The following is a 26,236-nucleotide window of genomic DNA, read 5'->3' on the forward strand; positions in this document are numbered from 1 at the left end:
GGCTGTGTACGGGCCGGTCCCCTCCGGCCCGTGGCCTCAGGCCGATCCTGCCCCCGGCGGTGGTGCCGGGAACGGCAGGACCGCCACCGTTACGTTGTCGTGGCCCCCGCCGTCCAGGGCGTGGCCGACCAGGACACGGGCGCTGTGCAGCGGACGGACGGCGGCGTCCGCCGGGATCGTCTCGGCCATCTCCCCGGCCGTCTCGGCGTAGTTCCACAGCCCGTCGGTGCACACCACCACGACACCGGGCCGGTCCGGTTTGAACGAGGCGGTGTGCGGGTCCAGTTCGTAGGCGTCCGCGCCGAGCCAGCCGGTGATGGCGTGGGCCCGTTCGTCGGCGTACGCCTCGGCCTCGCTCATCAGCCCGGCGGCGACCATCTGCGCGGCCCAGGAGTCGTCCTCGGTCAGCCGGGCGGGCGGGGCGCCGCGGTCGTCCGGCACCCAGTAGGCGCGGCTGTCGCCGACCCAGCCGACCACCAGCAGTCCGGCGGCGACCACGGCGGAGACGATGGTGCAGGCCGGGGCGTTGTGGTGCGGGTCGTGCTCGCGGGCCGCGTCCGGCTCCCCGGCGAGCGCGTTGACGGCCTGGGCGGCGGCGACGATCGCCTCGTGCATGGCCGCCTGCGGGTGGGTGCCGCGCGGCAGCGCGGCGAGCAGGGTGTCACCGGCCGCCCGGGCGGCGGCGGCCGACGCCTCGTCGGGGCGGGTGGCCGAGGAGACGCCGTCGCAGACGACGGCGAGGGCCGCCGGGGTGCCGTCGGGCAGCGCGGTGTGGCCGACGGTGAAGGCGTCCTCGTTGCGGTGGTGGCGCAGCCCGCGGTCGCTGACGGCGGCCACCGGGCCCGACTCCCGCTCCATGTGGTCGCGTTCGCGGGGCTGGGCGTGCCCGCAGTGCTCGCAGTAGCCGTCGCTGTCCACGCGGCCGGCCCGGCAGGCGACACAGGTCGAGGCGGGCTGCGGGTGCTCCTGCGGCGGGCCGGCCTGGGCCGCCCGCGCGTTCGGTGCCTGGGGGTCCGGTGCCTGCAAGGGGTACTCCTCCGGTTCCGCCGGCCGGTCCAGGCGGACGCCGGACGTGGCCGGTCCGGCGGGCGCGGGTGGCGCGGCCGGTTCCATGGGGTGCAGCGGGTGGCCGCCCGAGTCGGTGCCGGGCAGATCGGTCGGCAGATGCGTCGCGGGCGGGGTGGCGCCGGAGCCGGGCGGCTCGGGGGCGGGCCACCGGACACCCTCCCCGGCGGCGGGGGTCGCGGGCTCCGGGGAGCCGGTCATGGTCAGCGTCGGATGGTCCTGCGGCGGGGCGGGCACCACCGAAAGGTCGTGCCCGCACGCACCACAGAAGAGGTCACCCGGCTCGACGGGCTCCGCGCAGCTCGGGCACGTGGCCGGTGCGGCCTGCTGGGGCTTCTGCGACATCAACTACACCCACGTCCGGGGGCGGTAACGGTTGGCCCGTTCCACCAGTTCGTTCCTCTCCTCGCCGCCGGGCGCCAGCCGGGCCAGCGTGCGGTAGGCGCGCTCCAGGCCGAAGCGCAGCCCCCGCTCGTCCAGTCCGCTGCCCAGCAGCACCCGCCCGCCGGCGGCCGGCCGGGCGGTGTCCGTGCCCCCGGAGAGTATCCAGTCCAGGGCGCAGCCGAGCACTTCCGCCGACAGCGACTCGCGCCGCGCCGGGTCCAGACCGTACGCCTGGAGTGCCTCGACCTGCCCGGCGGCGGCGGTCAGGTCGTCCAGGAACGGTACGTCACCCGTGCCCGCCGTGCGCTGTCTCAACCGCGCCCGCACCGCGGCGACCCGGGCGGCCGTGTAGTGGATGGAGGACTCCGGCACCGACTCCAGGGTGCGCACCGCGCCCTGCCGGTCCCCGGTCGCGAGCCGTACCCGGGCGAGCCCGAACGCGGCGCTCACATAGCTGAGGTCGGTGGCCCACACCAGGTGGTAGTACTCGGCCGCGTTGTCCAACTGGCCCAGCACCTCGGCGCACAGGGCGAGCGCCAGCTTGGGCGCGGCCTCGCCGGGGAAGGCGTCGTAGACCGCGTCGAAGGCGAGGGCGGCGCCCTCGAAGTCGCCGGTGACCAGGGCGGCCACCCCGCGGCACCAGACCACCCGCCAGTCCTCGGGCCGCTCCTCGTCCAGCGCGGCCAGGCCGGCCAGCGCGCCGTGCCGGTCGCCGGTCTCCAGCCGGGCCCGCACCTCTCGCAGCCGCGTCTCCACGGACCGCGCGGGCGCCGCCGCCAGCGCCCCGATCAGCTCACCGGGCGCCGAGGCCACCAGACCCGCGAGGAAGCCCGCGTCGGGGTCACCGGGATCGACCAGCGGCACCGGCAGCGCGAGCGCGGCGGCGGGGACGTCGACCGGCCGCACCAGGGAGGAGACGGGCGGCGCGGGCGCCGCCACCGGGCGCCGTCTGCCCCGCCCGCCGGTCTCCCGCGCCCCCAGCCGCGACACGTCCCCGGCGAGAGGGGGGAACAACTCCGTGTCGGTGACCCGCACTTCGGGGCCGAACAGGGTCGACAGGGCGGGCCGGGCCTGCCCCGACCGGAGGGCCACGACCTCGCGCAGCACCCCCGTCAGCTGCTCGGCCATCTCCTGGGCGGAGCCGAAGCGGCGGTCCGGGTCGGGGTCGGTGGCGCGCACCAGCAGCCGGTAGAAGGACTCGTAGCGGCGGAAGACCTCGATGGTGTCGGGGTCGGGCAGCGAGTCGGCGTAGACGGTGGTGTAGCCCTGGAAGTCGAAGGTGAGCACGGCCAGGGTGCGGCCCACGGTGTACAGGTCGCTGGCGACCGAGGGGCCGGTCTCGGCGACCTCGGGGGCCTGGTAGCCGACCGTGCCGTAGATCGCGGACTCGTCGTCGTCCATGCGGCGCACCGCGCCCATGTCGATCAGCTTGAGCTGGTCCTCGGTCTGGATGGCGTTGTCGACCTTGAAGTCGCAGTACAGCAGGTTCCGGCTGTGCAGGTGGCCGAGGGCCTCCAGCGCCTCGATGCCGTACGCGCACGCCTGCTCCACCGGCAGCGGATCGCGTCTGCCCTCCGGTGTGCGGCGGGCGTTGGCGATCTCCTTGAGGGACTTGCCGCCCAGGTACTCCATGACGATGTAGCCGTCGAGGGAACCGGTGCGCTGGTCCAGGTGCTCCACGAAGTTGTAGATCCGCACGATGTTGGCGTGCTCGATCTCCGCGAGGAAGCGCCGCTCGGAGATGGCGGCGGCCATCGCGTCCTGGTCCCCGGTGTCCAGCAGGCCCTTGAGCACCACCCACCGGTCGGAGACGGCCCGGTCCACCGCGAGGTAGATCCAGCCCAGACCGCCGTGCGCGAGGCAGCCGGCGACCTCGTACTGGCCGTGCACGATGTCACCGGCCTTCAGCTTGGGCACGAAGGAGTACGGGTGCCCGCACTTGGTGCAGAACCCCTCGGTGCGGCCCGGCCGTTCGCCCCGCGCCCGGCCGACCGGCGCCCCGCAGTCCGCGCGCGAGCAGAACCGTTTGCGTTCGGGGACCTCGGGATTCTCCAGCACCATGGTGTGCGGGTCGGGCCGCGGCACCTGCGGCACGTTCACCAGGCCCGCGCCCAGCCGGCCCCGCCCCGAGGAGGAGCCGGAGGAGGAGCCGGAGCTGCGCACCGACACCGAGCGGCTGGTGGAGCGGCCCGAAAGGGAGCGCGACAGCCGCCCGGAGACCGAGCGGCGCGACCGGGCGGACTGCGAGGAGGCGCGCGCGCTGGGAGCGCTGCCGGAGCCGCGGCTGCCGGCCGCGCCCCGGGTCACGCCGGTGGGCGGCGAGCCGACCGGCCCCGCCCCGGAGGCGGGACCCCCGGCCGACACCACGGGCGCCAGGCCGCACAGGCCGCAGTACAGCTCGCCGCCGCCGACGTCCTCGTACACCCCCGCGCAATCCGGCCGCTGACAGGCCCGACCGGCCCCGCTCACGACTGGTCCCCCCTACGGTCCTCCGGCGCCCCGTCCAGCAGTTCGGCCGCCGCGCGCTGGTAGCGCAGCACCGCCTGCCCGGCCACCCGCAGATCACAGGGCGCGCTCCACAGCATCCGCCGCGCGGCGTCGTACCGCTCCACCAGGAAGGGGTCCTCGGCCAGGCCGTGCCGGGCCACCTTGGCCTTGTAGGCGTCGAGCCGGCCGCGCAGCTCGGCACGGACCGCGAGCGGCGCGGTCACCGCGGTCAACTGCTCGCGGGCCCGCAGCAGTTCCTCCTCCGCCTTGCGCTCCAGGGACTCCAGCAGCGGGGACAGCCGGTGCCACTGGCCCTGCCTGCGGTACTCGGCCGCGGTCGCCAGCTGCTCCTGGAGCACGGTCGGCGGGCCGCTGACCACCGGCACCTCGGTCGCGGCGATCTTCGCCAGCACCTCGCCGCGCGCGGTGCGGGCCTCGGCGAGGGTGCGGTCGGCGCGCGAGAGCACGTCCCGCAGCCGGATCAGCCGGGCCTCGGCGTCCTGGCGCACGGTCAGCACCGCGTCGATCTCCCGCCGCACGTCCTCCAGGGCGCGCGCCTCGCGGTCGTACACCGTGGTGTCGGGGCGGCCGCCGCCGGGCGCCGAACTGCCCTCGGCGGGCACCCAGAAGGCCAGCGGGTCGGAGACCACGTCGGCGCGCAGCCGGGTCAGGGTGCGGGTGATCCGCTCCAGGTCGTCCCCGGCCGGGTGCTCGCCGGGGCGCACGCCGACGGAGTGCGCGAGCTGCCGGGTGCGCTGGAGTTCGGCGGCGAGCAGGTCGATCCGCGCGGGCAGCGCCGACCAGACCGCGTCGGCGGCGACGACCAGGTCGAGGCTGGTCGCGTACAGCTCGTTCATCCGGTCCACCAGTTCGGCCAGCGAGAAGCTCTCGCTGAGCCGGCCGTCGCCCGGACCGGCGAGCGCGACGCAGGTGCCGCGCAGCAGTTCGGTCAGCTCGGCCAGGTCCTCACGGCTGGACCAGCGGCGCCGGGCGCGGATCTCGCGGGCGCCGCGCAGCGCGTCCGTGTAGGCGTCGAAGTACGTCCACAGCAGGGTGATCCGCGCCTCGGCCGCCTGCCAGCGCTCCTTGGTGACGCCGGTCAGTTCGGCGCCCTCCAGGAGTCTGCGGCCCGCGTGGTCCTGGAGGGCGAGCAGGGAGGTCTCGATGGCCTCGTGCTCCTGGCCGAGCCGGGCCAGCGCACGGTCCACCTCGTCCCGGTCCATCACCGGCCCGGCGGGGTCCGTGACGCCCATCGATCACCTCTCGCTTGCTGTGTGTTCCGGTCGGCTGCGGTTCAACTGGTCCGCAGGTACTGCGGCGCGGGCGGCCTGGAGGCCGAGGAGTCCCTTCCCAGTGTCGCCGACAGCCATGTGTCGTACGACGCCTGCCAGCCGCTCGCGCGGTAGGCGACCAGCACCCGGTTGACCCGGCGCACCAGATCGGTGGCGTCCTTCTTCATCGCCACTCCGTAGTACTCGGTCGTGAACGGCGCGCCCTTGAGTTCCACGGTCGGGTCCTGGGCTGCCTGGCTCGCGGCGAGGGCGCCGTCGGTGACCACCGCGTCCACCTCGCCGAGCTGGAGCCGCACCAGGCAGTCCAGCTGGTTGGGCACCGTGGTGGAGATGTCGGTGGAGGCGGGCAGCGTCCCGGACTTCTTGTCGGCGGCCAGCTTCGCGTACGCCGTCGAACCGGCCGCCGTGCACACCCTCTTGCCCGCGAGCGAGCCGTTGTAGCCGGTGACGGGGGACGATTTGGGGGCGAGGACCTGCTGCCCGGTCTTGAAGTACGGCGCGGAGAACGCGACCTGGCCGAGCCGGTCGCAGGTGATGGTCATGGTGCGCACCACCATGTCCACCCGGCCGTCCTGGATCGCCGGGATGCGCTGGTTGGTCGGTATGGCCTTGAACTGCACCGCGTCCGGGTCGCCGAGGATGTCCTGGGCGATGCGGTGCACCAGGTCGATGTCGAAGCCCTCCAGCCGGGCGCCCTCGGTGTTCGGGTTGCGGTAGCCCCAGCGGTAGCTGTTCTGGTCGACGCCGACGATCAGCTTGCGCTTGGCGCCCTGGCGGGCCTTGATGGCGTCGATCGCGGGGCCGTCCGCACCGGACGGGGCGAGCGTCTGGTTCTGCGCCTCGGCGTCCTCGCAGGCGCCGGCCCGGACCTGGCTGCCCTCGGCGAGCTGCTGCCCGGCCCGGTCCGGCGCGTGGTGGTGGTGCGCGGCCAGGGTGCGCGGCAGCAGCAGGACGAACGCCAGCGCCAGCGCGCACAGGACCGCCATCGTGCCGACGCCGCCCCAGCCGCGCAGCCGGCTCGCGCCCATCGCCTCGCCCCTTCTCACCGGTACTCCGAAAGCCTGCGGCCGATCCCGGCGAGCGCGCCCGCCGCGCCGAGCAGGGCGAGCGCGGCCACGCCGGCGGGCAGCCCGGTCATGGCGTCCCGCCCGGCGGTGGCGGCCCGCTGGAACTCGCCCTGTTCGTGGCCGATCGCGCGGGCGAGGTCGCCGTCGACACCGTCGAAGCACTCCCCGGTGGTGCCCTTGGCGCCGATCACCTTGTCCAGCGCCTGCTGGTAGTCGCCGTTCTCGTCGTCGGTACGGGCCGCGGTGTGCCGCTGGCGCCACAGCGCCGCGCTGTCCTGGGCCGCCTTGACGGGCGCGGTGCCCCCGGAGTCGTCGGCGAGCCGTGCCGCCCGGCTCAGTCCCTCGCCGAGCACCGCCATGTCCTTGTCGAAGCCGTGGTAGTAGGCGTCGTACTGCTCGCCGTCGACCGTGACGGTCTCGGCGCCGCGCGCCACCAGGCCCAGGTTCTCGTTGCCCCGCGCCTTCAGGGAGGCGATGCGGGCGTCGTGCAGGACGGTCAGGGAGCGGATGCCGTGGTCGTAGGAGCCGTCGAGGCCGGACCGGGCGACGGTGTGCCCGACGGTCAGCCACAGCAGGGCGACCAGTGTGGCCGAACCGGCGGCCACCAGTCCGCGGTTGAGGACCCGGTTGGTGCGCAGGAAGTCGCGGCGCTGGGCCCAGCCGAGCGCGGCGAGCGCGGTCACGCCGAGCGCGATGGCCGCCCACGGGTACGGCGTCGCGTCCGCGTAGTCGGCGTCCAGGCGGGCGTTCTCCCTGGTGTACAGGTCCTCCGCGGCCGGGAGCATGTCCTGCTGCATCTTCTCGTTGGCGTAGCGCAGATAGGCGCCGCCGACCGGATAGCCCTGCCGGTTGTAGGTGCGGGCCCGCTCGATCAGGCCCTTGTACTCGGGCAGCAGCCGGTTCAGCCGGGCGATGGTGGCCTCGGAGGCGGAGCCGGGCTCGGCGTTGGCGGCGGCGGTCACCAGGCCGGAGGCGGCGGTGCTGATGTCCTTCTCGTACCGGTCACGGGTGGCGGCCGGTTCCGCGCCGCCCGCCAGGAAGCCGCTGGAGGCGGCCGTGTTGGCGTCGGCCAGCGAGCGGTAGATGTCGGCGGCGCCGGAGCTGAGGGGCTGGCTGCGGTGCAGCACGTCGTCGGCGGCGGACGCGCGCTGGCTGCACTGCCAGGCGGTGACCGCGCCGAACGCCACGACCAGCAGGGCGAGGACGGCACCGATGATCCGCAGCCGGCCCGGCTCGGTGGTCGCGGCGGCCCGCAGCCGGTCGGTGCCCTCGGCGAACGCGGAACGCCGCGCGGGCGGGGCGGGCGAGGCGGGCGGCGGAAGCGGGGGGCCGGGCTGGGCGGGGATGCCGGGGGCGGCGGGCGCGGCGGGACCCGCGACGGGCGGTGCCGCGCTCTGCGGCGGGTATGTCACTCGACCTCCCCCATGGTCATCCGTACGACAGCAAGTATCGCCGTACGGACCGACGTTCCGCACCGGCCTTCACCGGATCTCGCGGGGATCTCGGTGTGCGCTGTTCATATATACGTGCCAAGCAGGTGTTCGGTTCCTCGGACCGGCGGCCCGAGGAACCTCTTACCGTGAGGAGATCCGGCGGGGGACGGTCAGGAAGCGCTGCCGCAGCCGGAGAAGGTGTCGCTGGTCCGGGCCAGGTAGATGCTGGCACCGCCCTGGTCGTCGCTGAGCAGCGGGACGGTCAGGGTGTCGTCGGCGGTCCAGGGGTAGCCGTTGACGTCGAAGGTCCAGGTGCCGGTGACCTTCGTCGCCAGCTCCGACAGGGCGACCCAGCCGTACTGCGCCGGCGGCACGCTGATGGTGAGGCTGTTGCCGAGTTCGTCGGTCAGGCTCTGGGTGACCTTGCCGCTGATCTGCGTGCTGATCTTCGCGGTGACCGGGGACGCGCCGCCGGTGCCGAGGTCGGAGCCGAGGGAGAAGCCCAGCTCGGACCCCCAGCCGGTGGTGCGCTTCATGGAGAACGTCCACGGCACCGCCGCCGTCGTGCCGTTGTACCAGACGGGCGAGACGCACTGCTGCGGCAGTGGCGCGGCCGGGGCCTGGACCCGGGTGCGCCAGGAGCAGCTGGAGGTGTCCTTGACGCAGCGGGCCGCCGCGTGGTCGACGGCCGCCGCGACGGCGGCCTCCTGGGCGCCCGAGGGCAGCCGCCACTGCTGGGCCAGGCTGCCGTTGCAGCCGTAGGTGTCGGTCCAGGCGTCATTGTACTGCGCGTTGTACCAGACGTCCAGGCACTTGTCGTCCTGGGTGTTGCGGACCATGAAGGCGCCGGAGCCGCCGGCCACCGGCTGGAAGTACCAGCGCTCGCCGGCGCGGCCGTCGCAGGGCTGCTGGGTGAGCGGCAGCCCGGCGGTGGCGCACTTGCCGGTGGCGTCGTTGACGAGGGTGAAGGAGCCGTCCGTGCCGAGGTTGGCGTTCCACTTCTGGTGGTAGCCGGGGGCGTTGTTGGTGACGAGGAAGACGCCGTCGCCGGTGTTGCCGTTCTGCACGTCCAGACCGCGGCCGTTGCTCACCGAGGTCAGCGTCAGGCCCGTCAGCTGGGCCGGGTCGGGGGCGGCGGTGGCGGCGCTCGCGGGGGCCGCCGTCCCGGCGGTGACCCCCGCGAGCACCGCGAGCGCGCCGAGCCCGGCCGCGGCCGCGCGCCGGGCCCGGCGCCATCGGGATATGGGCTGGTGTTCCACGGGCTGTCCTTTCGCCGGTTGCGAGACCCGGGGAAACTAGCCGCGCGGGTTCCGGCGCGGCGCGCGATCCCGGCGATCGCCCGGATAAACCGGCCCTTTCCGGTCAACGGCCTTTCCCGGACACCTCCCAGTGCGCCCGCGCCCGTGTCAGCGCCTCGGGGTTGGCGGAAAGCCGGTCCAGGCCCAGCAGGGCCGCGCCGAGCACCGGACGCGCGGTGACGACCCGGACCCGGGCCTTGGGCGCGCGGGCCGCCAGCAGGGCCCGGACGCCGTCGTCCAGCCGCGGGTGCCCGGCGGTGAGCACGCTGCCGCCGAGCAGCACCGGGACCGGTTCGTCCAGCAGGTCCAGGCGGGTCAGCGCGACCGTGGCCATGACCGTCACCTCCTCGGCCAGCCGGTCCACGATCGCGCCGGCCACCGGGTCCCCGCCGGCCGCCGTGGCGAACAGCACCGGCGCCAGCTCGCCCCGGCGCTCGTGCGCGATGTGCTCCAGGTGCAGCGCCTCGATCAGCGCGTACATGGAGGACAGGCCGAAGTGGGCGGGCAGCGTCCGGGCGAGCGCCGTGGCCTCGCCCCGCCCGTCCGCCGCGCGTGCCGCGTGCCACAGCGCCTCCTCGGCGAGGCCCCAGCCGCCGCCCCAGTCACCGGAGATCCGGCCGATGGCCGGGAACCGCGCGGTACGGCCGTCGGGCCGCATCCCCACGCAGTTGATGCCCGCCCCGCAGACCACCGCCACGCCCAGGGGCTCGGCGACGCCCGCCCGCAGGATCGCGAAGGTGTCGTTGCGGACCTCCACCGAGCCGCCCCAGCCGCGCTCCTCCAGCGCGGTCGCCAACTGCTCCTCCTCCACCGGAAGATCGGCGTTGGCGAGACAGGCGGAGACGTGCGTGACCCGGTCGAGTCCCGCCTCGGCGAGCACCCGGCGCACCGGTCCGGCGAGCGCGTCGAAGGCCGCCGGCACGCCCACCGCGGGTGGCCGGAAGCCGCCGCCGCGGGCCGTGGCCAGCACCCGGCCCGCGGTGTCCACCACGGCCACGTCGGTCTTGCTGTTGCCCGCGTCGATCGCGAGCACGCTCGCGGTGCCGGTCGAGGTCAGGCCCACGCGAGGTGCTCCCTGTTGTGTGCGATCAGCCGGTCGGTGAGCGTGTCGGCGTACCCGTACTGGCCGATCAGCGGATGGGCGAGCAGGGCGCGGAAGACCCGGTCCCGGCCGCCGCGCAGCGCCGCCTCCAGGGCCAGTTCCTCGTACGCCGTCACGTTCGCGATCAGGCCCGCGTAGAGCGGGTCCGGCTCGGGGACCGGCAGCGGCACGGGGCCGGTGGGACCGACCGCCGCCTGCACCTCGATCACCGCGTCGTCGGCGAGGAAGGGCAGCGTGCCCTTGTTGAACGTGTTCACCACCTGGTACGGGCTGCCCCCGCCGCTGAGCAGGGCCGCGGCCAGGTCGACGGCGGCCTCCGAGTAGTAGGCGCCGCCGCGCCGGGCGAGCAGCGCAGGCTTCTCGTCCAGGGCCGGGTCGCCGTACATCTCCAGCAACTCCCGCTCTATGCGGGCCACTTCCTCGGCGCGGGAGGGCTTGCCGCGCAGGTCGCGGACGACCTCGTCGTGGGCGTAGTAGTAGCGCAGGTAGTACGAGGGGACCACGCCCAGGCGGTCCAGGAGGGCACGGGGCAGGCGCAGGTCGTCGGCGATGGCGTCGCCGTGCTCGGCCAGCAGCTTCGGCAGCACGTTCGCGCCCTCGGGGCCGCCGAGCCGTACGCTGGTCTCCCAGGTGAGGTGGTTCAGCCCGACATGGCCGAGATGGACGTCGGCCGGTTCCACCCCGAGGCGGGCGGCGAACTTCCGCTGGAGCCCGATCGCCACGTTGCACAGGCCGACCGCCCGGTGCCCCGCGTGCAGCAGGGCGCGGGTGACGATGCCGACCGGGTTGGTGAAGTCGATGATCCAGGCGCGCGGGTTGGCCCGGCGCACCCGCTCGGCGATGTCCAGCACCACCGGTACGGTGCGCAGCGCCTTGGCGAGACCGCCCGCGCCGGTGGTCTCCTGGCCGACGCAGCCGCATTCGAGCGGCCAGGTCTCGTCCTGCCGCCGGGCCGCCTGCCCGCCGACGCGCAGCTGGAGCAGGACGGCGTCCGCGCCGTCGATGCCCGCGTCCAGGTCGTCGGTGGTCACGATCCGGCCGCCGTGCCCCTGCCTGGCGAAGATCCGGCGGGCCAGTCCGCCCACCAGCTCCAGGCGTTCGGCGGCCGGGTCCACCAGCACCAGTTCCTCGACCGGCAGGGTGTCCCTGAGCCGGGCGAAGCCGTCGACGAGTTCGGGGGTGTAGGTCGAGCCGCCGCCGACCACGGTGAGTTTCATACAGAGATCAACCCTTCACTCCGGTGAGCGTGACGCCTTCGACGAATGCCTTCTGGGCGAAGAAGAACACGAGGATCACGGGGGCCATGACCAGCACGGTCGCGGCCATGGTGAGGTTCCAGTCGGTGTGGTGCGCGCCCTTGAAGGACTCCAGGCCGTAACTGAGCGTCCACGCACCGGGGTTCTCGGAGGCGTAGATCTGGGGGCCGAAGTAGTCGTTCCAGGCGTAGAAGAACTGGAAGAGGGCCACGGCGGCGATGCCGGGCTTCGCCATCGGCAGGACGACCCGGACCAGGGTGCGCAGTTCGCCGCAGCCGTCCACCTTGGCGGCGTCGACGTACTCGTCCGGGATGGTCGTCAGGAACTGGCGCAGCAGGAAGACGGAGAAGGCGTCGCCGAACGCCATCGGGACGATCAGCGGCCACAGCGTCCCGGACAGGTCCAGTTGTTTCGCCCAGAAGAGGTACATCGGGATGACGACGACCTGCGGGGGCAGCATCATCATCGAGATCACCAGCATCAGGGCGAGACTCCGGCCCCGGAAGCGGAACTTGGCGAGCGCGTAGGCGACCGGGATCGAGGACACCACGGTGAGCAAGGTGCCGAGACCGGCGTAGAGCAGGGTGTTCTTCCACCAGGTGAGAAAGCCGGGGGTGTCCAGGACCTTGCGGTAGTTGCCCCACTCCCAGGTGTGCGGGACCAGGTCCCGGCTCAGCGCCTGGCTGTCGCTCATCAGCGAGGTCAGCAGCAGGAACACGAAGGGCAGCACGAAGAAGAGGGCGGCGGCGACACCGAGGGAGTGCACGGCGATCCACCGCAGCAGCTCCCGCCGGCGCGCGGCGCGGTCGCCGGGCGTCTCGCCCGCCTTCGGCCGCACCGGCCGGTCGAGTACGTGGGTCATCGTCAGCCACCTGCCTGGATCAGTCCGCCCCGGCGCCGCATCAGAAGTGCGGTGAACGCCATCGACAGGGCGAAGAGGACGAGGGCGACGACACACGCGGCGCCGTAGTCGAAGCGCTGGAAACCGAGGTTGTAGACGAGCTGGGGCAGGGTGAGCGTGGACTTGTCCGGGTAGCCGGGCTCGAACTGGGTGCCGGCGCCCTGGATCACCCCGGAGGCGACCTTTCCCGCGATCAGCGGCTGCGTGTAGTACTGCATGGTCTGGATGACCCCGGTGACCACGGCGAACATCACGATGGGGGAGATGTTCGGCAGGGTGACGTACCGGAAGCGCTGCCACGCGGAGGCGCCGTCCAGCTCGGCCGCCTCGTACTGCTCGGCCGGCACGTCGAGCAGCGCCGCCATGAAGATCACCATGAGGTCGCCGATGCCCCACAGCGCCAGCAGGGTCAGCGCCGGCTTGGACCACGCCGGGTCGTTGAACCAGCCCGGGGCCGGTATCCCGATCTTCCCCAGGATCGAATCGACCGGCCCGGTACCGGGGTTGAGCAGGAAGGCGAAGGCCATGGTGGCCGCGACCGGCGGGGCGAGGTAGGGCAGGTAGAACAGGGTGCGGAAGACCCCGGTACCCGTCTTGATCTTCGTGATCAGCAGGCCGATGCCCAGCCCGAACACCACGCGCAGGGTCACCATCACCACGACCAGCCACAGGGTGTTGCGCAGGGCGGGCCAGAACAGCGGGTAGTGGGTGAAGACGTAGGCCCAGTTCTTCCCGCCGCTCCAGACCGGCGGCCGGAAGCCGTCGTAGTGCATGAACGAGAAGTAGAGCGTCGAGACCAGCGGGTACGCGAAGAACACCGCGAAGCCGATCAGCCAGGGCGACAGGAAGCCGAGCGTGCGCAGCGCCGCGCGGCGGCGCTTGGCGGCGAGAGTGACCGCGGTCATCGGCTACTCCGCCTGCGCGATGTCGGTGTCGATCTGCGCGGCCGCCTTCCGCAGGCCGGCGCGCAGATCCCCGGCCTTGCCGCTCTCGTAGTCGTATCCCAGCTGCTGGATGGTCACCAGGTACTGGCCGCCGTTGACGGAGGGCGGGGTGGTGGTGGAGCGGGGGTTCGCGGCGATGTCCAGGAAGGTCTTGAAGCGCGGTTCGTACCTGAGCTTCGGGGACTTGAGGGCGGCGAGGGTGGAGGGCACGTTGTGGATGTCGTTGGCGAAGCCGACCACGGCGTCCGTGTCCGTGGTGATGTACTTGACGAACTCCCAGGCGGCGTTCTGCCGGTGGCTGGTGGCGGCGATGCCGGTGACGGTGCCGGTGATGTACCCCTTGCCGTACTGGTCCTCACTGCCGTCCGGTACGGGCAGCGGGGCGACGCCGATCTCGAAGTCCGGTTTGGCCGCCTCGGCCATGCCGAGCCGCCACTCGCCGTCCAGCTGCATGGCCACCTGGCCGGTGTGGAAGGGGTGCTTGGGGCCCCACTCGTCGCCGAGGGTGGACCGGAACCGCTCCAGCCTCCGGAATCCGCCGAGTTCGTCCACGAGCCGCTTCTGCAACGCGAACGCCTGCCGGAAGGCGGGGTCGGTGGCCACCCGCGACTTCCCCTTCGCGTCGAAGTACGTCGGGGAGAACTGCGCGAGGTAGTGCTCGGTGGTGGTCTCCCAGCCGTGGTAGTCCGGCATGAAACCGAGCTGCCGGTAGGAGTCCCCGGCCGGAATCGTCAGCTTCTGCGCGTCCGCCTCGAACTCGCTCCAGGTCCTGGGCGGCCGGGCTATGCCGGCCTTTCGGAAAGCCGTCTTGTTGTAGTACAGCCCGTACGCGTCCCCGAGCAGCGGCAGGGTGCACCGGTTCCCGTCGAACCGGGTGTACTCGTTCATCGCCCTGGGGAAGGTCGTGGCCGCGTCGATACCGTCCTTCTTCAGGAAGGGGTCCAGATCGACGAGCGCGCCCGAGGAGCAGAACTTGCCCACGTTGTTGGTGGTGAACGAGGAGACGACGTCGGGGGCCTGGTCGCCACCGGCGCGCAGTGCCTGGTTGATCTTGTCGTCGGTCATGTCGCCGACGACACGCACATGGATGTTGGGGTGCGCCTTCTCGAAGCCGGCGACCAGGGACCTGACGGCCCGGACCTCGTTCGGCGCGCTCCAGGCGTGCCAGAAGGTGATCGTCGTGTCTTTGGTGGGGTCGTCCGTGGCGCCCGCGCCGGACTGCCCGGTGCACGCGGCGCCGAGCAGCACGACGGAGACGGTCAGGGCGAGCGCGGCTGTTCCGCCGGCTCTGCGCGTCGCTGTGGGCATGGCGAGGTCTCCCGGGGGCGGGTAGGGAAGGGGAGGACGCGTGCTCTAGCGCGAGGTGTCGAACACCTCGTCGCGGGTCGTGGCGAGCGCGGCCTCCAACGCACCGCGCAGCACCGGGTGTTCACGGATGTCACCGAGGACGAGCCGGGGGCGGGCCGCGGCCAGCTCCTCCAGCTCGGCCTGGACGAGGGCGCGCAGCACCTCGCCGCCGGCGGTCAGGGCGGAGCCGCTGAGCACGACCAGCTCGGGATCGAGGACGGAGACCAGCGAGGCGAGACCGGTGGCGAGCCGGGTCGCGTAGGCCTCCAGCAGCGCCCGGTGCGGCCCGCCCGCGTGGTCGGCGGCGCGCGCCAGCAGTTCCGCGGCGACCTCGGTGTACGGCCCCGACGGCACGTCGGGGACGCCGAGCGCGCGGGCCAGCTTCGGCACCTCCTGGGCGCCGGCCAGCTCCTGGTAACCGCCGCTGTTGGCCCGGGTCACCTGGCGCACCAGGGGCGTGCCCGGCACCGGCAGGAAGCCGACCTCGCCGGCGCCACCGGTCCAGCCGCGGTGCAGCCGGCCGCCGAGCACCAGGGCGGCGCCGAGGCCCTCCTCGTTCCACAGCAGGACGAAGTCCCCGTGGCCGCGGGCGGCGCCGAGCCGCTGTTCGGCGAGGGCGACGAGGTTGACGTCGTTCTCGTACTCGACCGGCATCGGCAGCGCGGCGGCCAGCTCGTCGAGCAGCGTGGGGGAGTGCCAGCCGGGCAGGTGCGAGGCGTACCGCAGCCGCCCGGTGTTCGGGTCGAACGCGCCGGGTGTCCCGATGACCAGCCGGTGCACCTCGCCGCGCGCGAGACCGGCCGCCTTCACGGCGCCGTCGAGGGCGTCGGTGACCTGCCGTACGACGGGCTGCGCGGGGCGCCGGCCGGGGGTGGGCAGCTCGTACTCGCCGACGGTGCGGCCGGTGATGTCGGCGACGGCGGCGCGGATGCGGTCCGGGGTGACGTCGAGCCCGGCGGCGTGGGCGGCGCGCGGGTTCACCGCGTAGAGCTGGGCGCTGGGCCCCGGCCGTCCGGCACTGGTCCCGGTCACCCGCACCAGCCCGGCCGCCTCCAGCCTGGCCAGCAGCTGGGAGGCGGTGGGCTTGGACAGTCCCGTCAGGTTGCCTATCCGGGTCCGGGACAGCGGCCCGTGCTCCAGCAGCAGATCGAGTGCGGCCCGGTCGTTCATGGCGCGCAGCACGCGCGGGGTGCCCGGCGTACCGGCGGTTCCTGCCATGGGGGTCGACACCTGCCTCACTGTTAGGAAACTTTCCTATTGCGGCCGAACGTAAGCCCGGTGCGCAGGGGGCGTCAATACGCGGGAGCCGTGAGGCAACAGAGTCGTTACCTCGGGGCGGAGGGCGCGTCAGCCGGCGAGGAGGAAGGGGCTGGTGTCGAGGGTGGGGTACGGCCCGGGGAGGGAGAGGGGGTCGCCGAGGTCGACTTTGGTGTCGTTTGTGTAGTACGCCTCGGCGGGATCGTCGCCGGGGAGGGCGGGATCCGTGTAGCAGTGGGCCGCCTTCGCGTGGCGGTCGACGAGTACATAGACGGGGACGCCGGCGGCGGCGTACGTGCGGAGCTTGGGACCGGTGTCCGTCCAGTGGTTGGACGAGGTGACCTCTCCGACCAGGCTGATCATGTCGACGGGGTACCAGCCCTTGTGGGCCTTGCGGTACGACTCGTCGAGTTCGGAGACCTTGCGGCGACGTACGTAGAAGTCGGGGACGAGCAGGGCCATGGTGCTGCCGTCCTTGTGGGCGGCGCGGTAGCCGTTGCCCATGCCCACGAGGCGGAACCCTGCCGCACGGAACTGGAAGCTCAGCTCGAAGGCACCGTGATGGTGGTCGTCATCCGGCTGCGGCGGCACGATGACCGTCCCCTCGACATACTCTGGTCGAATCGGCACCGGTGACGCCGCTTCGATCACACTCAACAGGTCGATGGGGTCCATCTGCGTCACGGCCGGCTCCATGATCGGTTCGGCGCTCATCGCTTCTCCTCGTCGCACTGCTGCCAGGCTAAGCCCGCATCGGGTGCCCCGGCGCAACAGTGGGGCACCCCGGACGACCGCCGCGCCGGAATGCCCCACCCATCACTCGAACGAGCGTGCTGAACCGTTCCCCTACTTCCGCGGCGGAGCCGTCCGCTGCGTGGTGATCGGCGTCGCCGCCATGGACTGCGGCGAGTCGGCGTTGGAGAAGGCCGAGGGGGCGGCCACCGCGGCGCTGGGGTCGGGGGTGTCCTCGACGTCCTCGACGGCCGTGGCGCCGCCGACGATGCGGATGCTCGCCGCGTCGAAGGCGCGCTTGACCCGCCAGCGCAGCTCGCGCTCGACCGTCACCGACTTGCCCGGCATGGTCCTGGCAGACAGCCGCACCACCATGGAGTCGATGAGGACCGAGTCCAGGCCGAGGACCTCGATCGGGCCCCACAGCAGCTCGTTCCAGGGCTCTTCCTTGCTCATCTTCTCGGCGACCTCGTCCAGCGTCGCCTTGACCCGGTCCAGGTCCTCGCTCGCCCGCACGGTCACGTCGACCCCGGCCGTCGCCCAGCCCTGGGAGAGGTTGCCGATCCGCTTGACCTCGCCGTTGCGGACGTACCAGATCTCGCCGTCGGAGCCCCGCAGCTTGGTCACGCGCAGCCCCACCTCGATCACCTCGCCGGTGGCCACGCCCGCGTCGATCACGTCACCGACGCCGTACTGGTCCTCCAGGATCATGAACACGCCGGAGAGGAAGTCCGTGACGAGGTTGCGCGCGCCGAAACCGATCGCCACACCGGCCACACCGGCCGACGCCAGCAGCGGAGCCAGGTTGATCTTGAAGGTGGACAGCACCATCAGTGCCGCCGTGCCCAGGATCAGGAAGCTCGCCACCGAGCGCAGCACGGACCCTATCGCCGCCGAACGCTGCCGCCGCCGCTCCGCGTTGACCAGCAGTCCGCCCAGCGCGGTGCCGTCCACGGCCTGCGCGGTGCGGGCCATCCGCTCTATCAGCTTGGTGATCGCCCGCCGCACCACCGCGCGCAGCGCCACCGCCACCACGATGATCAGCAGGATCTGCAGACCCATCGCGAGCCAGGTCGACCAGTTCTCCTCGACCCAGCTCGCCGCGTTCGTCGCGCTTTCCTGGGCGTCCTGGAGCGTCGGCACGGCCGGCGCCGTGCCGGACGGCGACGGGGACGGCGACGCACCGGCGGCCGTCAGGACCACGGGCAAGGACGACACGGCAGGTACCTCCAGTGCTGCGCGTCCGCACCGGCGGGGTGGTCAGGGGCTGCGAGATCACGAAAGGACCACCGGTCGGACAGGACCACCACACTAACGGGGCATTGTGTGTGCCCTTGGCGGATCCGCCAAGGAGGGGCGCAGGAGAGACACGGCTCACCCTGGCTTGAACAGGCGGTGAAACGGGGGATGAATCACCTGTGGTCGAAAACACTCCCAGCCCGTTACCGGGACATGGTGGCGCCGCCACCAGGCATGAGGGGAGACTGACTGCAGATCGTCCCGGCGCGAGCCACGCGCCGCCGACGCCCAAGGAGGCACCCGTGCCGCATGTCCTGGTCCTCAACGCGTCGTACGAGCCGCTCGGCGTCGTACCGCTCCGCCGCGCGCTCGTCCTCGTCCTGGAGAACAAGGCCGTCTCCCTAGAGGAATCCGGCGCCTATATGCACAGCGCGACCGTCACAGTCCCCGCACCCAGCGTGGTCCGGCTCAAGCGATTCGTCCGGGTTCCCTATCGGGGGCCCGTACCTCTGACCCGTCGTGCGCTCTTCGCGCGGGACGGGGGCCGGTGCATGTACTGCGGTGGCGTCGCAACCAGCGTCGACCACGTCATCCCGCGCAGCCGCGGGGGCAAGCACGTCTGGGACAACGTGGTGGCCTCCTGCCGCCGCTGCAACCACGTGAAGGCCGACCGCCACCTCGTCGAACTCGGCTGGCGCCTGCGCCACAAACCGGCCCCGCCCACCGGTCTGGCCTGGCGCATCATCGGCACCGGCCACAGGGACCCGCGCTGGCTGCCCTACCTCCAGCCGTACGGCGCGGACGACGCCATGGCCCGGATCGACGGCATCTCAGCCTGACGGTCCGGGCCTTCGCGCATCCGACGGCCGTACGGTCCCGGGAGCCCCCCGCGCCCCCGGGACCGTACGGCCGTGCCCGCGCACCCGGTCCCGCGTGCGTCAGGCGTACCGCAGCTCCGCCGGGCGCGCCGAGCGGCGCAGCAGCGGCAGCGCGGTGGCCGCCGCCGCGAGACAGCAGCCGTACACGAGGACCGGCACCAGCAGGGCGGCGTACGGCACGACCAGGCCGGGGCCGGTCAGCGCGGCGTACCAGGTGCCGATCGCCATGCCCCCGGCGCCGGCCAGCACCACCGCGGGCAGCAGCGGCAGCGCCGTCTCCAGCAGCAGCGCCCGGCCGAGCACCGCCCTCGGCACCCCGGCCGCGATCTGCGCGGCCAGGGACCGGCGGCGGTCCGCCAGCGACTCCGCGGTGCCGACGGCGAGACCGCACAGGGTGATCGCGAGGGCGACGAGCACCGCGGCGCCCGCCAGAGTGATGCCGGTGGTGTAGAAGGCCATCGGCATGCCGAGCTGATGGTCGCGGCGCATCCGGTGCAGGTCGGCGAGGAGCGCCTGCCGGACCCCCACGAAACCGGTGCCGACCACCGTGACCAGCAGCACGGCCGCGTGGGTGCGGGCCGCGGCCCACGGGTCGTCGTGCAGCCGTTCCGCCGCGATCAGCGCCGCCGCCGTGCGGGCCCGCCGCGCCACCAGCCGGCCGGCCAGCCGCGCGGTGCCCCCGGCCAGCCCCACCGTGCCCGCGCCGACCGCGACGACCAGCGCGAACACCACCAGCGGAAGCGGGCCGCGGGTGCCACCGAAGGCGCACAGCACCGACAGCGGGACGATCAGCGACCCGGCCGCGTACCGCGGCCACCGCCGCCCTCCCTCGCGCGGCCGCACCCGGCGCACCCAGCCCAGCGGGGACGCCACCAGCCGGCGCAGCGCCAGCAGGGCGACCGCCGTGCCCAGCACCGGCACCGCGAGGGCGACCAGCGCCAGGCCCGCCCAGGCCGCGGGCGCCGGGCCGCTCCACAGCCGGGACATGACCAGGGCGGCCGCGGCCGTGGCGAGCAGCGAGCCCAGCAGACAGGCCGGGCCGGTCTCCAGCGCGGCGATCCGGCGGACCTGGGCCGGGGTGGCACCGGCCAGCCGCAGCCCGGCCAGCCGGCGGTCGCGGTGCACGGCACCGATCCGGGCGCACTGCCCGAGGAACCCCAGCACCGGCACCAGCAGCAGGAGCAGGGTGAGGACCACCCCCGAACGCTCGCCCGGCCGGTCCAGCAGGCCGCCGCCCACGGACACGTGGTACTGCCCCCGCAGCGAGGCCAGCGCCACGGCGGCCTGCGCGATGCCCGTCGCCAGCGCGGCCCCGGCCGCGGTCAGGGCGGCCCGCCACCACTCCCGCCGGTCCGCGCCCCGGCCGAGCCGCCAGGCCAGCCGCGCCTCGGCCGCGATCGCGCCGCCCGGCCCCCGGCGCGTCACGCCTCCCGGCGTCCCGGGCGTCACGCCGCCACCTCCGCCGGGAGCACCCGACCGTCGCTCAGCCGCACCTCGCGGTCCGCGTACGCCGCGACCTGCGCGTCGTGCGTGATCAGCAGGACCGCCGTGCCCGCCTCGCGGGCCGTGCGCGCCAGGGCCGTCATCACCTGCTCGCCCGCCAGCGAGTCCAGGGCGCCCGTCGGCTCGTCCGCGAAGACCACCTTGGGACCGGTCACCAGCGCCCGCGCCAGTGCCACGCGCTGCGCCTGCCCGCCGCTCAGCTCCCCGGGCCGCAGCTCCGCCTGGCCGCGCACCCCGAACCGCTCCAGCCACTCGCCCGCCCGCCGCCGGGCCTCGGCTCGGCAGGCCCCGGCCAGCAGCAGCGGCAGCCCCACGTTGTCCGCGGCCGTCAGCTCCGGGATCAGCTGGCCGAACTGGAAGACCACGCCGAAGTCGGTGCGGCGCAGCTCGGTCAGCCGCTGCTCGGGCAGCCGGTCGAGTCGCTGCCCGGCGTACGTCACCGAACCCTCGTCCGGCCGGACGATCCCCGCCAGCAGGTGCAGCAGCGTGGACTTGCCGCTGCCGCTCGGCCCCGTCACGGCGAGGATCTCGCCGGCCGCCAGCGCGATCGAGGCGCCGCGCAGCGCCGGCGTCCTGCCGTGCGCCTTGACCAGGCCCCGGCCCGCCAGCAGCGGCGCCCGGGAACCCCCCACGTCCGTCATCGTGTCCCCCCTGTGGTTCATGCGGTGTCGACCTCCGCGGTCAAAGTGGTCAGCCGGGCCGCCGTGGTGTTCATCCAGCGGAGGTCGGCGTCGAGGTGGTTCAGGGCGTAGTCCGCCGAGAGCACGGTCGCCAGATCGGCGCCCGGGTCCGTCTTCACCGCCGTCAGCTCCCGCATCCGCGCCTTGTGCGCGGCCTGCTGGGCGCGCAGGTAGGCGGCCGGATCGCCGCCGGCCAGGATGGAGACCACGACCTTGGCGAAGATCTCGTTCGCCACGAAGGGCGCGGGCGGGGCGATCTCCCCGGCCCACCGGGCCAGTTCCCGCGCCCCGGCGGCGGTGGACCGGTACAGCGTGCGCTCGGGCCCGCCGTCCGCGTCCGTCCCCTCGATCTCCGCGAGACCGTCCCTGACCAGGCGTTGCAGGGTCGTGTAGACCTGCCCGTACGCCAGCGGCCGGGCCTGCGGGAAGCGTTCGTCGTGGCGGCGCTTGAGGTCGTAGCCATGGCTCGGCCCCGCCTCCAGCAGGCCCAGGAGGATGTGCCGGGTGCTCATGGTGATCAGTATGCATCAAGTACATGTACTGAGTGAATAGTGAGTGGGGTCGCGTTCACGGGGTAGGGCTGCGATAACCCAGGCCGCCGCACAGGACAAGGAGGCCCCGTGGCCGCACCGGCCCGAAACCCGATCCCGGCCCAGTGGAAACACGGGCGGGGCTCGGACGAACGAAAACCGTTGGTGGAGACGTCCGCCGAGACCATCGAGTCGATGGAGTCGAGCGAGACGGGTGAGATCAGGCTGTACGCCTTCAACGCGGAGGCCGCCGCCACCACCGCGCCGCTGACCAGCGAACCACCGCTGCCCGACGCCGAGCCCCTGACCAGCGAACCCCCACTCGCCGACACCGGCTCCCTGACCAGCGAGCCGGACGCGTACGCGGCGGGGGCGTAGATGACCGCGGCGCCCGCGGACGCGGAACTGTCCCGGCTCGCCGGGCTGCACGGGGTCGCCGTCTCCTACCGCCCCGCCCCCGACCGCACGGTCACCGTCCCGGCCTCCGCCGTGGTCGCCGCGCTGGCCGCCCTCGGCGTCGACGCGGGCACCCCGGACGCGGTCCGCGCCGCGCTCGCCGGCAGGGAGCGCGAGCTGCGGGAGCGGCTGCTGCCGCCGACCGTCGTGCACTGGGCGGGCGACCCGCGCGGCCCCGCCGCCCTCGGTGACCTGCCCGCCGGCACCCGGCTGCGGGTGGAGACCGAGGAGGGTACGGAGGGGACGGGCTGGGAGTCGTACGGCGGTGCCGGGACGGGAGAGGACGTCGCCCCCTCGTCCGCCGCCGCCCTCGTCGCCGGACTGCCCCTCGGCGTCCACCGGCTGACCGCCCTCGCCCCCGACGGCCGCACCGCCCGCGCCCACCTCGTCGTCGCCCCCGACCGGCTGCCCGCCCCGCCCGGCCGCTCCTACGGGCTGCTCGTCCAGCTGTACTCGCTGCTGTCCCGGCGCTCCTGGGGGATGGGCGACCTCGGGGACCTCGCGGAGCTGGCGGGCTGGGCCGGGCGGACCGCCGGGGCCGGGTTCGTGCAGGTCAACCCATTGCACTCGGCCGTGCCCGGCGCGCCCACCGACCCCTCGCCCTACCGGCCCTCCTCCCGGCGCTTCCCCGACCCCGTGCACCTGCGGATCGAGGACGTGCCCGAGTACGCGTACGTCGCGGACCGCACCCGGCTCGACGCGCTGCTGGAGCGGGCCGCACGGCTGCGCGCCGCCGTCCTGGACAAGGGCGCCCTCATCGACCGGGACGCGGTGTGGGAGGTGAAGCGGCAGGCGCTGGAAGAGGTACTCGCCGTACCCCTCGGCCCCGGCCGGCAGGCCGCCTACGACGCCTTCCGCGCCGCCCACGGACAGGCCCTCGACGACCACGCCGCCTACCACGCCCTCGCCGAGGTCCACGGCCCCGACTGGCGCGCCTGGCCGGACGGGCTGCGCGACCCGCGTTCCGCGGCGACCGCCCGCGCCCGCGCCGGCCTCGCCGACCGCATCGCCTTCCACACCCGGCTGGCCTGGCTCACCGACGGGCAGCTGCGGGCCGCGCAGCGCGTCGCCCGGGAGGCCGGGATGGCCGTCGGGATCGTGCACGACCTCGCCGTGGGAGTGCACCCGGCCGGCGCCGACGCCTGGGCGCAGCAGGACGTCTTCGCCGCCGGCATGTCGGTCGGCGCCCCGCCGGACGCCTTCAACGCCCGCGGCCAGGACTGGGGCCTGCCGCCCTGGCGCCCCGACCGCCTCGCCGCCACCGGGTACGCCCCCTACCGCGCCCTGCTGCGCGCCCTGTTCCGCTACGCCGGCGCCCTGCGCATCGACCACGTCATGGGTCTGTTCCGGCTCTGGTGGGTGCCCGAGGGCAGCCCGCCCACCGAGGGCACCTACGTCCACTACGACGCCGAGGCCATGCTCGCCGTCCTCGCCCTGGAGGCCGGGCGCGCCGGGGCCGTCGTCATCGGCGAGGACCTCGGCACCGTCGAGCCCGGCGTCCGCGAGACGCTGCAACGGCGCGGGGTGCTCGGCACCTCCGTGCTCTGGTTCGAGCGCGACTGGACCGGCGACGGCCGCCCGCTGCCCCCCGAGCACTGGCGCGCCGACTGCCTGGCCACCGCCACCACCCACGACCTGCCGCCCACCGCCGCCCGGCTCACCGGCGACCACGTCGACCTGCGCGACCGGCTCGGCCTGCTCACCCGCCCCGCCGGCGAGGAACGCGCCGCCGCCGCCGCGGACGCCGCCGAATGGCTCGCCCTGCTGGGCAGCCTCGGCCTGCTGGACAGCACGGCCACCGGGCCGCCCGGCACCGACGAGGAGGCCGAGATCCGCGCCGTCCACCGCTTCCTGCTGCGCACCCCGGCCCGGCTGATCGGCCTCTGGCTCCCGGACGGGGTGGGCGACCGCCGCCCGCAGAACCTGCCGGGCACCAGCGCGGAGTACCCCAACTGGCGGCTGCCGATCGCGGACCGCACGGGCCGGCCGGTGCCGCTGGAGGAACTGACGGCCGCGCCCCGGCTGCGCGCGCTGCTGGAGGTGTTCGGGCAGCTCAGGGGTGGGGGAGCGGTCGCTACGGGACCCCGGGCGCGCGGCCTTCCGGGTGATTCGCTAACTTGAGATCGTGGACAAGAAGAACGCCCTGCGCGCCGGCGCCCTGGCCGCCGGTACGACGCTGATGATGCTGCTCATGTCGTCCCCCGCGCTCGCGCTGACCCGCGACGACGGCGACGACCCCGGCCCGGGCCTGAGCGTCATCCAGACGCTGGGCCTGTACGTGCTGATCCCGCTCGCCCTGTTCGGGGTCATCGCCGGTCTGGTGATGGTGCTGGACAAGTCCCGCGCGAAGGGGAAGACCACCTCGTCCAACATCACCGTCAAGTCCGACGCGCAGGCCAACAAGGCCTGACCGTCCGGTTCTCTTCGCCGGGGGCGCCTGTCCTCCCGCCGGTACGCGCGAAAGCCGTACCCCGGGGTAGGTCGGCGCCCTCGGCGTTTTCCGGCTCCAGGGCGTGTTTCGCAAGCCTGCGCACGATGCACCCCTTGCCGTGACGTCGGGATCGCTGTGTTTACGCGGCCTCGCGCAGGCCGGCTTGGGCGGCTCCGTCGCGCAGTGCCTGGAGTCCGATGGCTGTGACGGGGCCGTGGACACCGGGAGTGAGGGCGGTGTCGGGGGCGGCGGCGTGGCTTGCGCCCCAGGCGAGCAGGGAGCCGGTCATCTCGTAGGGGTCGGGGCCGGTGAGCGCGGTCGTGGCCATGGTCCTGCCTGCCGCGTCGCGGGCGACGGCGATGACGAGGGCCCGGCCATCGGTGTCGGGTTCGCGCGTGGAGCCGGGAAGGTGCCGGGAGAGTCTGGTGACGGCGCCGCGGATCGCCGTGGTGTGCAGGAGGGGTGCGGCGAGGTGGATGGCGGTCTGGACGACAGGGGTGGATCGGCCGAACCAGCCCAGGCCCACGTCGACGCTGTCGAGGTGGGGGAAGGCTTCGGGCAGGCCGAGGTGTTCGGAGCCGCCGACGGTCAGCGCGGTGCGGGTCGTTCCCGCGTGATGGAAGGCGAGCAGGCGGGCACCGGTGTGTTCGGTGGTGAGGCGGGCTGGGCCGCCGGTGCGCGGGCGCCGGTAGGCGAAAGTGTCCTCGACGGCGGAGCCGACGAGTGAGGCGCGGGTGCCGCCGGTGGTGAGGGTGAAGGCGTCGCGCAGGGTGCCGCGGTAGCGCGTCTCGTCGCCGTGGCCGGAGCGGGTGAGGAAGTAGCCGATCTCGACGCGGCGCGCCTGCTCGCCGGCCTGGGCGAGGGCGAGGGCCCCGGCGAGGTTGCCGGGGACGTAGTCGTAACCGAACGCCGGGACGACGCTCGCGCCGCCGGCGGTGGCGACGGCGTCCAGGGCGAAGGCCTCTCGGATGAAGGGTGGCTCCCCGGTGGAGTCGAGGTAGCGGGCGCCGGCCCTGGCCGCGGCGGTGACCGCCGGCAGGCCGAGTTGCGTGAACGGTCCCACGGTGGAGACGACGACGTCGGTGCGATCGACGATGCGGGTGAGGTCAGCCGTCGAGGTGGCGTCGGCCTCGACGACGTCCAGATCCGTGCGGAGGTCCTCGCTCAGAGCGAGCAGCTTTGCGCGGCTGCGGCCGACCAGGGTCGGCGTCTCGCCGCGGGCGAGCAGCTCGCGCAGCACGCGCCGGCCGGTGAAGCCGGTCGCTCAGAGCAGGACGATTCTGCGCTTGTCCACGATGGCGCCTTTCGGTCGGGGGCTGCGGGAACACTCACGACTTTACACTTTTAGAGCCTGGTGTTAACTTCATAGCTATGCCGAAGGTTCCCTCCTCCCAGCTCGTCCTCGACGCCGCCTACCGCTGCTTCTGCCGCAACGGCTACCGCCGCACCACGGTCTCGGACATCGTCGAGGAGGCGCAGCTGTCGCGGCCGACGGTCTACAAGTACGTCGGCAGCAAGGAGGAGGCGATCGTCAAGGTCGTCCGGTCGCTGCTGGAGCAGGCCGGTGCGGCCGCGCGGGCCGCGGCGCAGGCCCCGGGAACGCCCGAGGAGAAGGTCCTCGCCGTGCTCACGGTGAAGCTGGAGGTCGCCATCCGGCTCTGGCAGGACAGCCCCGCCCACGCCGGGGAGCTGCTGTCCGCCGCCACGGCCCAGGCCCCCGACCTGGTCACCGACTACACCGACCAGCTGGCCGAACTCCTGACGTCAGCCCTCGCCCGGGACGCCGGGGACGGCGCGCGGCAGGCCGCCGCCGTCCTGCTCACCTTCACCCGCGGCCTGGAGGAGAACCTGCGCGACGCCGACGCCGTGCTCGACGAGCTCAAGGCCGGCGTGCGGATGATCACCCGCGGAGCCCTCGCCGGCCCCGCACCCGCCCCCGCCTGACCCCACGCGG

Annotated in this window: 23 protein-coding genes; 5 read left to right on the forward strand and 18 right to left on the reverse strand. The window is 73.8% G+C overall.

Going from position 1 to position 26,236, the window contains the following annotated elements; translation table 11 throughout:
• Positions 1–36 precede the first annotated feature (36 nt).
• The 14 genes from HZZ00_RS04770 to HZZ00_RS04835 form a co-directional block, all read right to left on the reverse strand.
• Positions 37–1,410 (reverse strand): PP2C family serine/threonine-protein phosphatase, encoded by a 1,374-nt coding sequence (locus HZZ00_RS04770; RefSeq protein ID WP_180331036.1) that lies wholly within the window; start codon positions 1,408–1,410, stop codon positions 37–39.
• Between the two features lie 3 nt (positions 1,411–1,413).
• Entirely contained in the window at positions 1,414–3,918 is a 2,505-nt protein-coding gene (locus HZZ00_RS04775) for a serine/threonine-protein kinase (RefSeq protein ID WP_180331037.1), read from the reverse strand.
• Positions 3,915–5,189, reverse strand: coding sequence for a hypothetical protein (locus tag HZZ00_RS04780; RefSeq protein WP_180331038.1), 1,275 nt, complete (start codon positions 5,187–5,189; stop codon positions 3,915–3,917). Before HZZ00_RS04780 ends, HZZ00_RS04775 begins: the two co-directional genes overlap by 4 nt.
• A gap of 41 nt (positions 5,190–5,230) precedes the next feature.
• Positions 5,231–6,256, reverse strand: a complete 1,026-nt coding sequence (locus HZZ00_RS04785; RefSeq protein ID WP_180331039.1) for a glutamate ABC transporter substrate-binding protein — start codon at positions 6,254–6,256, stop codon at positions 5,231–5,233.
• A 14-nt stretch (positions 6,257–6,270) separates the two neighbouring features.
• Positions 6,271–7,707, reverse strand: coding sequence for a hypothetical protein (locus HZZ00_RS04790; protein ID WP_374028515.1), 1,437 nt, complete (start codon positions 7,705–7,707; stop codon positions 6,271–6,273).
• A 191-nt stretch (positions 7,708–7,898) separates the two neighbouring features.
• The gene (locus HZZ00_RS04795) at positions 7,899–8,987 is read right to left on the reverse strand and encodes an RICIN domain-containing protein (protein ID WP_180331040.1); all 1,089 of its coding nucleotides are present in this window, start codon (positions 8,985–8,987) and stop codon (positions 7,899–7,901) included.
• Between the two features lie 103 nt (positions 8,988–9,090).
• On the reverse strand, positions 9,091–10,089 hold the full coding sequence (locus HZZ00_RS04800) for an N-acetylglucosamine kinase (protein ID WP_180331041.1): 999 nt from the start codon (positions 10,087–10,089) through the stop codon (positions 9,091–9,093).
• Positions 10,080–11,345 carry a 6-phospho-beta-glucosidase gene (locus HZZ00_RS04805; protein ID WP_180331042.1) on the reverse strand — a complete coding sequence of 422 codons (1,266 nt, stop codon included), beginning with the start codon at positions 11,343–11,345 and terminating at the stop codon, positions 10,080–10,082. Before HZZ00_RS04805 ends, HZZ00_RS04800 begins: the two co-directional genes overlap by 10 nt.
• Positions 11,346–11,352: 7 nt before the next feature.
• Positions 11,353–12,246, reverse strand: a complete 894-nt coding sequence (locus HZZ00_RS04810) for a carbohydrate ABC transporter permease (protein WP_180331043.1) — start codon at positions 12,244–12,246, stop codon at positions 11,353–11,355.
• Positions 12,247–12,248: 2 nt separating this feature from the next.
• Positions 12,249–13,190 carry a carbohydrate ABC transporter permease gene (locus tag HZZ00_RS04815; RefSeq protein WP_180331044.1) on the reverse strand — a complete coding sequence of 314 codons (942 nt, stop codon included), beginning with the start codon at positions 13,188–13,190 and terminating at the stop codon, positions 12,249–12,251.
• Between the two features lie 3 nt (positions 13,191–13,193).
• Positions 13,194–14,537: an ABC transporter substrate-binding protein gene (locus HZZ00_RS04820; protein WP_180331045.1), complete on the reverse strand. Its 1,344-nt coding sequence runs from the start codon at positions 14,535–14,537 to the stop codon at positions 13,194–13,196.
• A gap of 45 nt (positions 14,538–14,582) precedes the next feature.
• Positions 14,583–15,794: an ROK family transcriptional regulator gene (locus HZZ00_RS04825; protein ID WP_180331046.1), complete on the reverse strand. Its 1,212-nt coding sequence runs from the start codon at positions 15,792–15,794 to the stop codon at positions 14,583–14,585.
• Positions 15,795–15,923: 129 nt separating this feature from the next.
• Positions 15,924–16,547: a Uma2 family endonuclease gene (locus HZZ00_RS04830; protein ID WP_180331047.1), complete on the reverse strand. Its 624-nt coding sequence runs from the start codon at positions 16,545–16,547 to the stop codon at positions 15,924–15,926.
• Between the two features lie 132 nt (positions 16,548–16,679).
• Positions 16,680–17,783: a mechanosensitive ion channel family protein gene (locus HZZ00_RS04835; RefSeq protein ID WP_180331048.1), complete on the reverse strand. Its 1,104-nt coding sequence runs from the start codon at positions 17,781–17,783 to the stop codon at positions 16,680–16,682.
• Between the two features lie 323 nt (positions 17,784–18,106).
• On the opposite strand from HZZ00_RS04835, the gene HZZ00_RS04840 reads away from it, so the two are divergent.
• Positions 18,107–18,643, forward strand: coding sequence for an HNH endonuclease (locus tag HZZ00_RS04840; protein WP_070027169.1), 537 nt, complete (start codon positions 18,107–18,109; stop codon positions 18,641–18,643).
• A 99-nt stretch (positions 18,644–18,742) separates the two neighbouring features.
• Here the strand turns inward: HZZ00_RS04840 and HZZ00_RS04845 are convergent, their stop codons facing one another.
• The 3 genes from HZZ00_RS04845 to HZZ00_RS04855 are packed head-to-tail and all read right to left on the reverse strand — an operon-like array spanning position 18,743 to position 21,377.
• The gene (locus HZZ00_RS04845; protein ID WP_257585655.1) at positions 18,743–20,131 is read right to left on the reverse strand and encodes an FtsX-like permease family protein; all 1,389 of its coding nucleotides are present in this window, start codon (positions 20,129–20,131) and stop codon (positions 18,743–18,745) included.
• Entirely contained in the window at positions 20,128–20,826 is a 699-nt protein-coding gene (locus HZZ00_RS04850; RefSeq protein ID WP_180331049.1) for an ABC transporter ATP-binding protein, read from the reverse strand. Before HZZ00_RS04850 ends, HZZ00_RS04845 begins: the two co-directional genes overlap by 4 nt.
• A gap of 17 nt (positions 20,827–20,843) precedes the next feature.
• Entirely contained in the window at positions 20,844–21,377 is a 534-nt protein-coding gene (locus tag HZZ00_RS04855) for a PadR family transcriptional regulator (protein WP_070027163.1), read from the reverse strand.
• A 108-nt stretch (positions 21,378–21,485) separates the two neighbouring features.
• Between HZZ00_RS04855 and HZZ00_RS04860 the strand changes: the two genes are divergently transcribed.
• The 3 genes from HZZ00_RS04860 to HZZ00_RS04870 are packed head-to-tail and all read left to right on the forward strand — an operon-like array spanning position 21,486 to position 24,261.
• A complete protein-coding gene (locus HZZ00_RS04860; protein WP_180331050.1) occupies positions 21,486–21,773 on the forward strand; it encodes a hypothetical protein in 288 nt (95 codons plus the stop codon).
• Positions 21,774–23,972, forward strand: a complete 2,199-nt coding sequence (malQ, locus tag HZZ00_RS04865; protein ID WP_180331051.1) for a 4-alpha-glucanotransferase — start codon at positions 21,774–21,776, stop codon at positions 23,970–23,972.
• A gap of 4 nt (positions 23,973–23,976) precedes the next feature.
• The gene (locus HZZ00_RS04870) at positions 23,977–24,261 is read left to right on the forward strand and encodes a hypothetical protein (RefSeq protein WP_180331052.1); all 285 of its coding nucleotides are present in this window, start codon (positions 23,977–23,979) and stop codon (positions 24,259–24,261) included.
• Positions 24,262–24,421: 160 nt separating this feature from the next.
• Here the strand turns inward: HZZ00_RS04870 and HZZ00_RS04875 are convergent, their stop codons facing one another.
• On the reverse strand, positions 24,422–25,522 hold the full coding sequence (locus tag HZZ00_RS04875) for a saccharopine dehydrogenase NADP-binding domain-containing protein (RefSeq protein ID WP_180331053.1): 1,101 nt from the start codon (positions 25,520–25,522) through the stop codon (positions 24,422–24,424).
• Positions 25,523–25,653: 131 nt separating this feature from the next.
• On the opposite strand from HZZ00_RS04875, the gene HZZ00_RS04880 reads away from it, so the two are divergent.
• Positions 25,654–26,226: a TetR/AcrR family transcriptional regulator gene (locus HZZ00_RS04880; RefSeq protein WP_180331054.1), complete on the forward strand. Its 573-nt coding sequence runs from the start codon at positions 25,654–25,656 to the stop codon at positions 26,224–26,226.
• The last annotated feature ends 10 nt before the right edge of the window (positions 26,227–26,236 follow it).

This window comes from Streptomyces sp. NEAU-sy36, from assembly GCF_013423905.1.
In the GTDB taxonomy this organism is placed as follows: domain Bacteria; phylum Actinomycetota; class Actinomycetes; order Streptomycetales; family Streptomycetaceae; genus Streptomyces; species Streptomyces misionensis.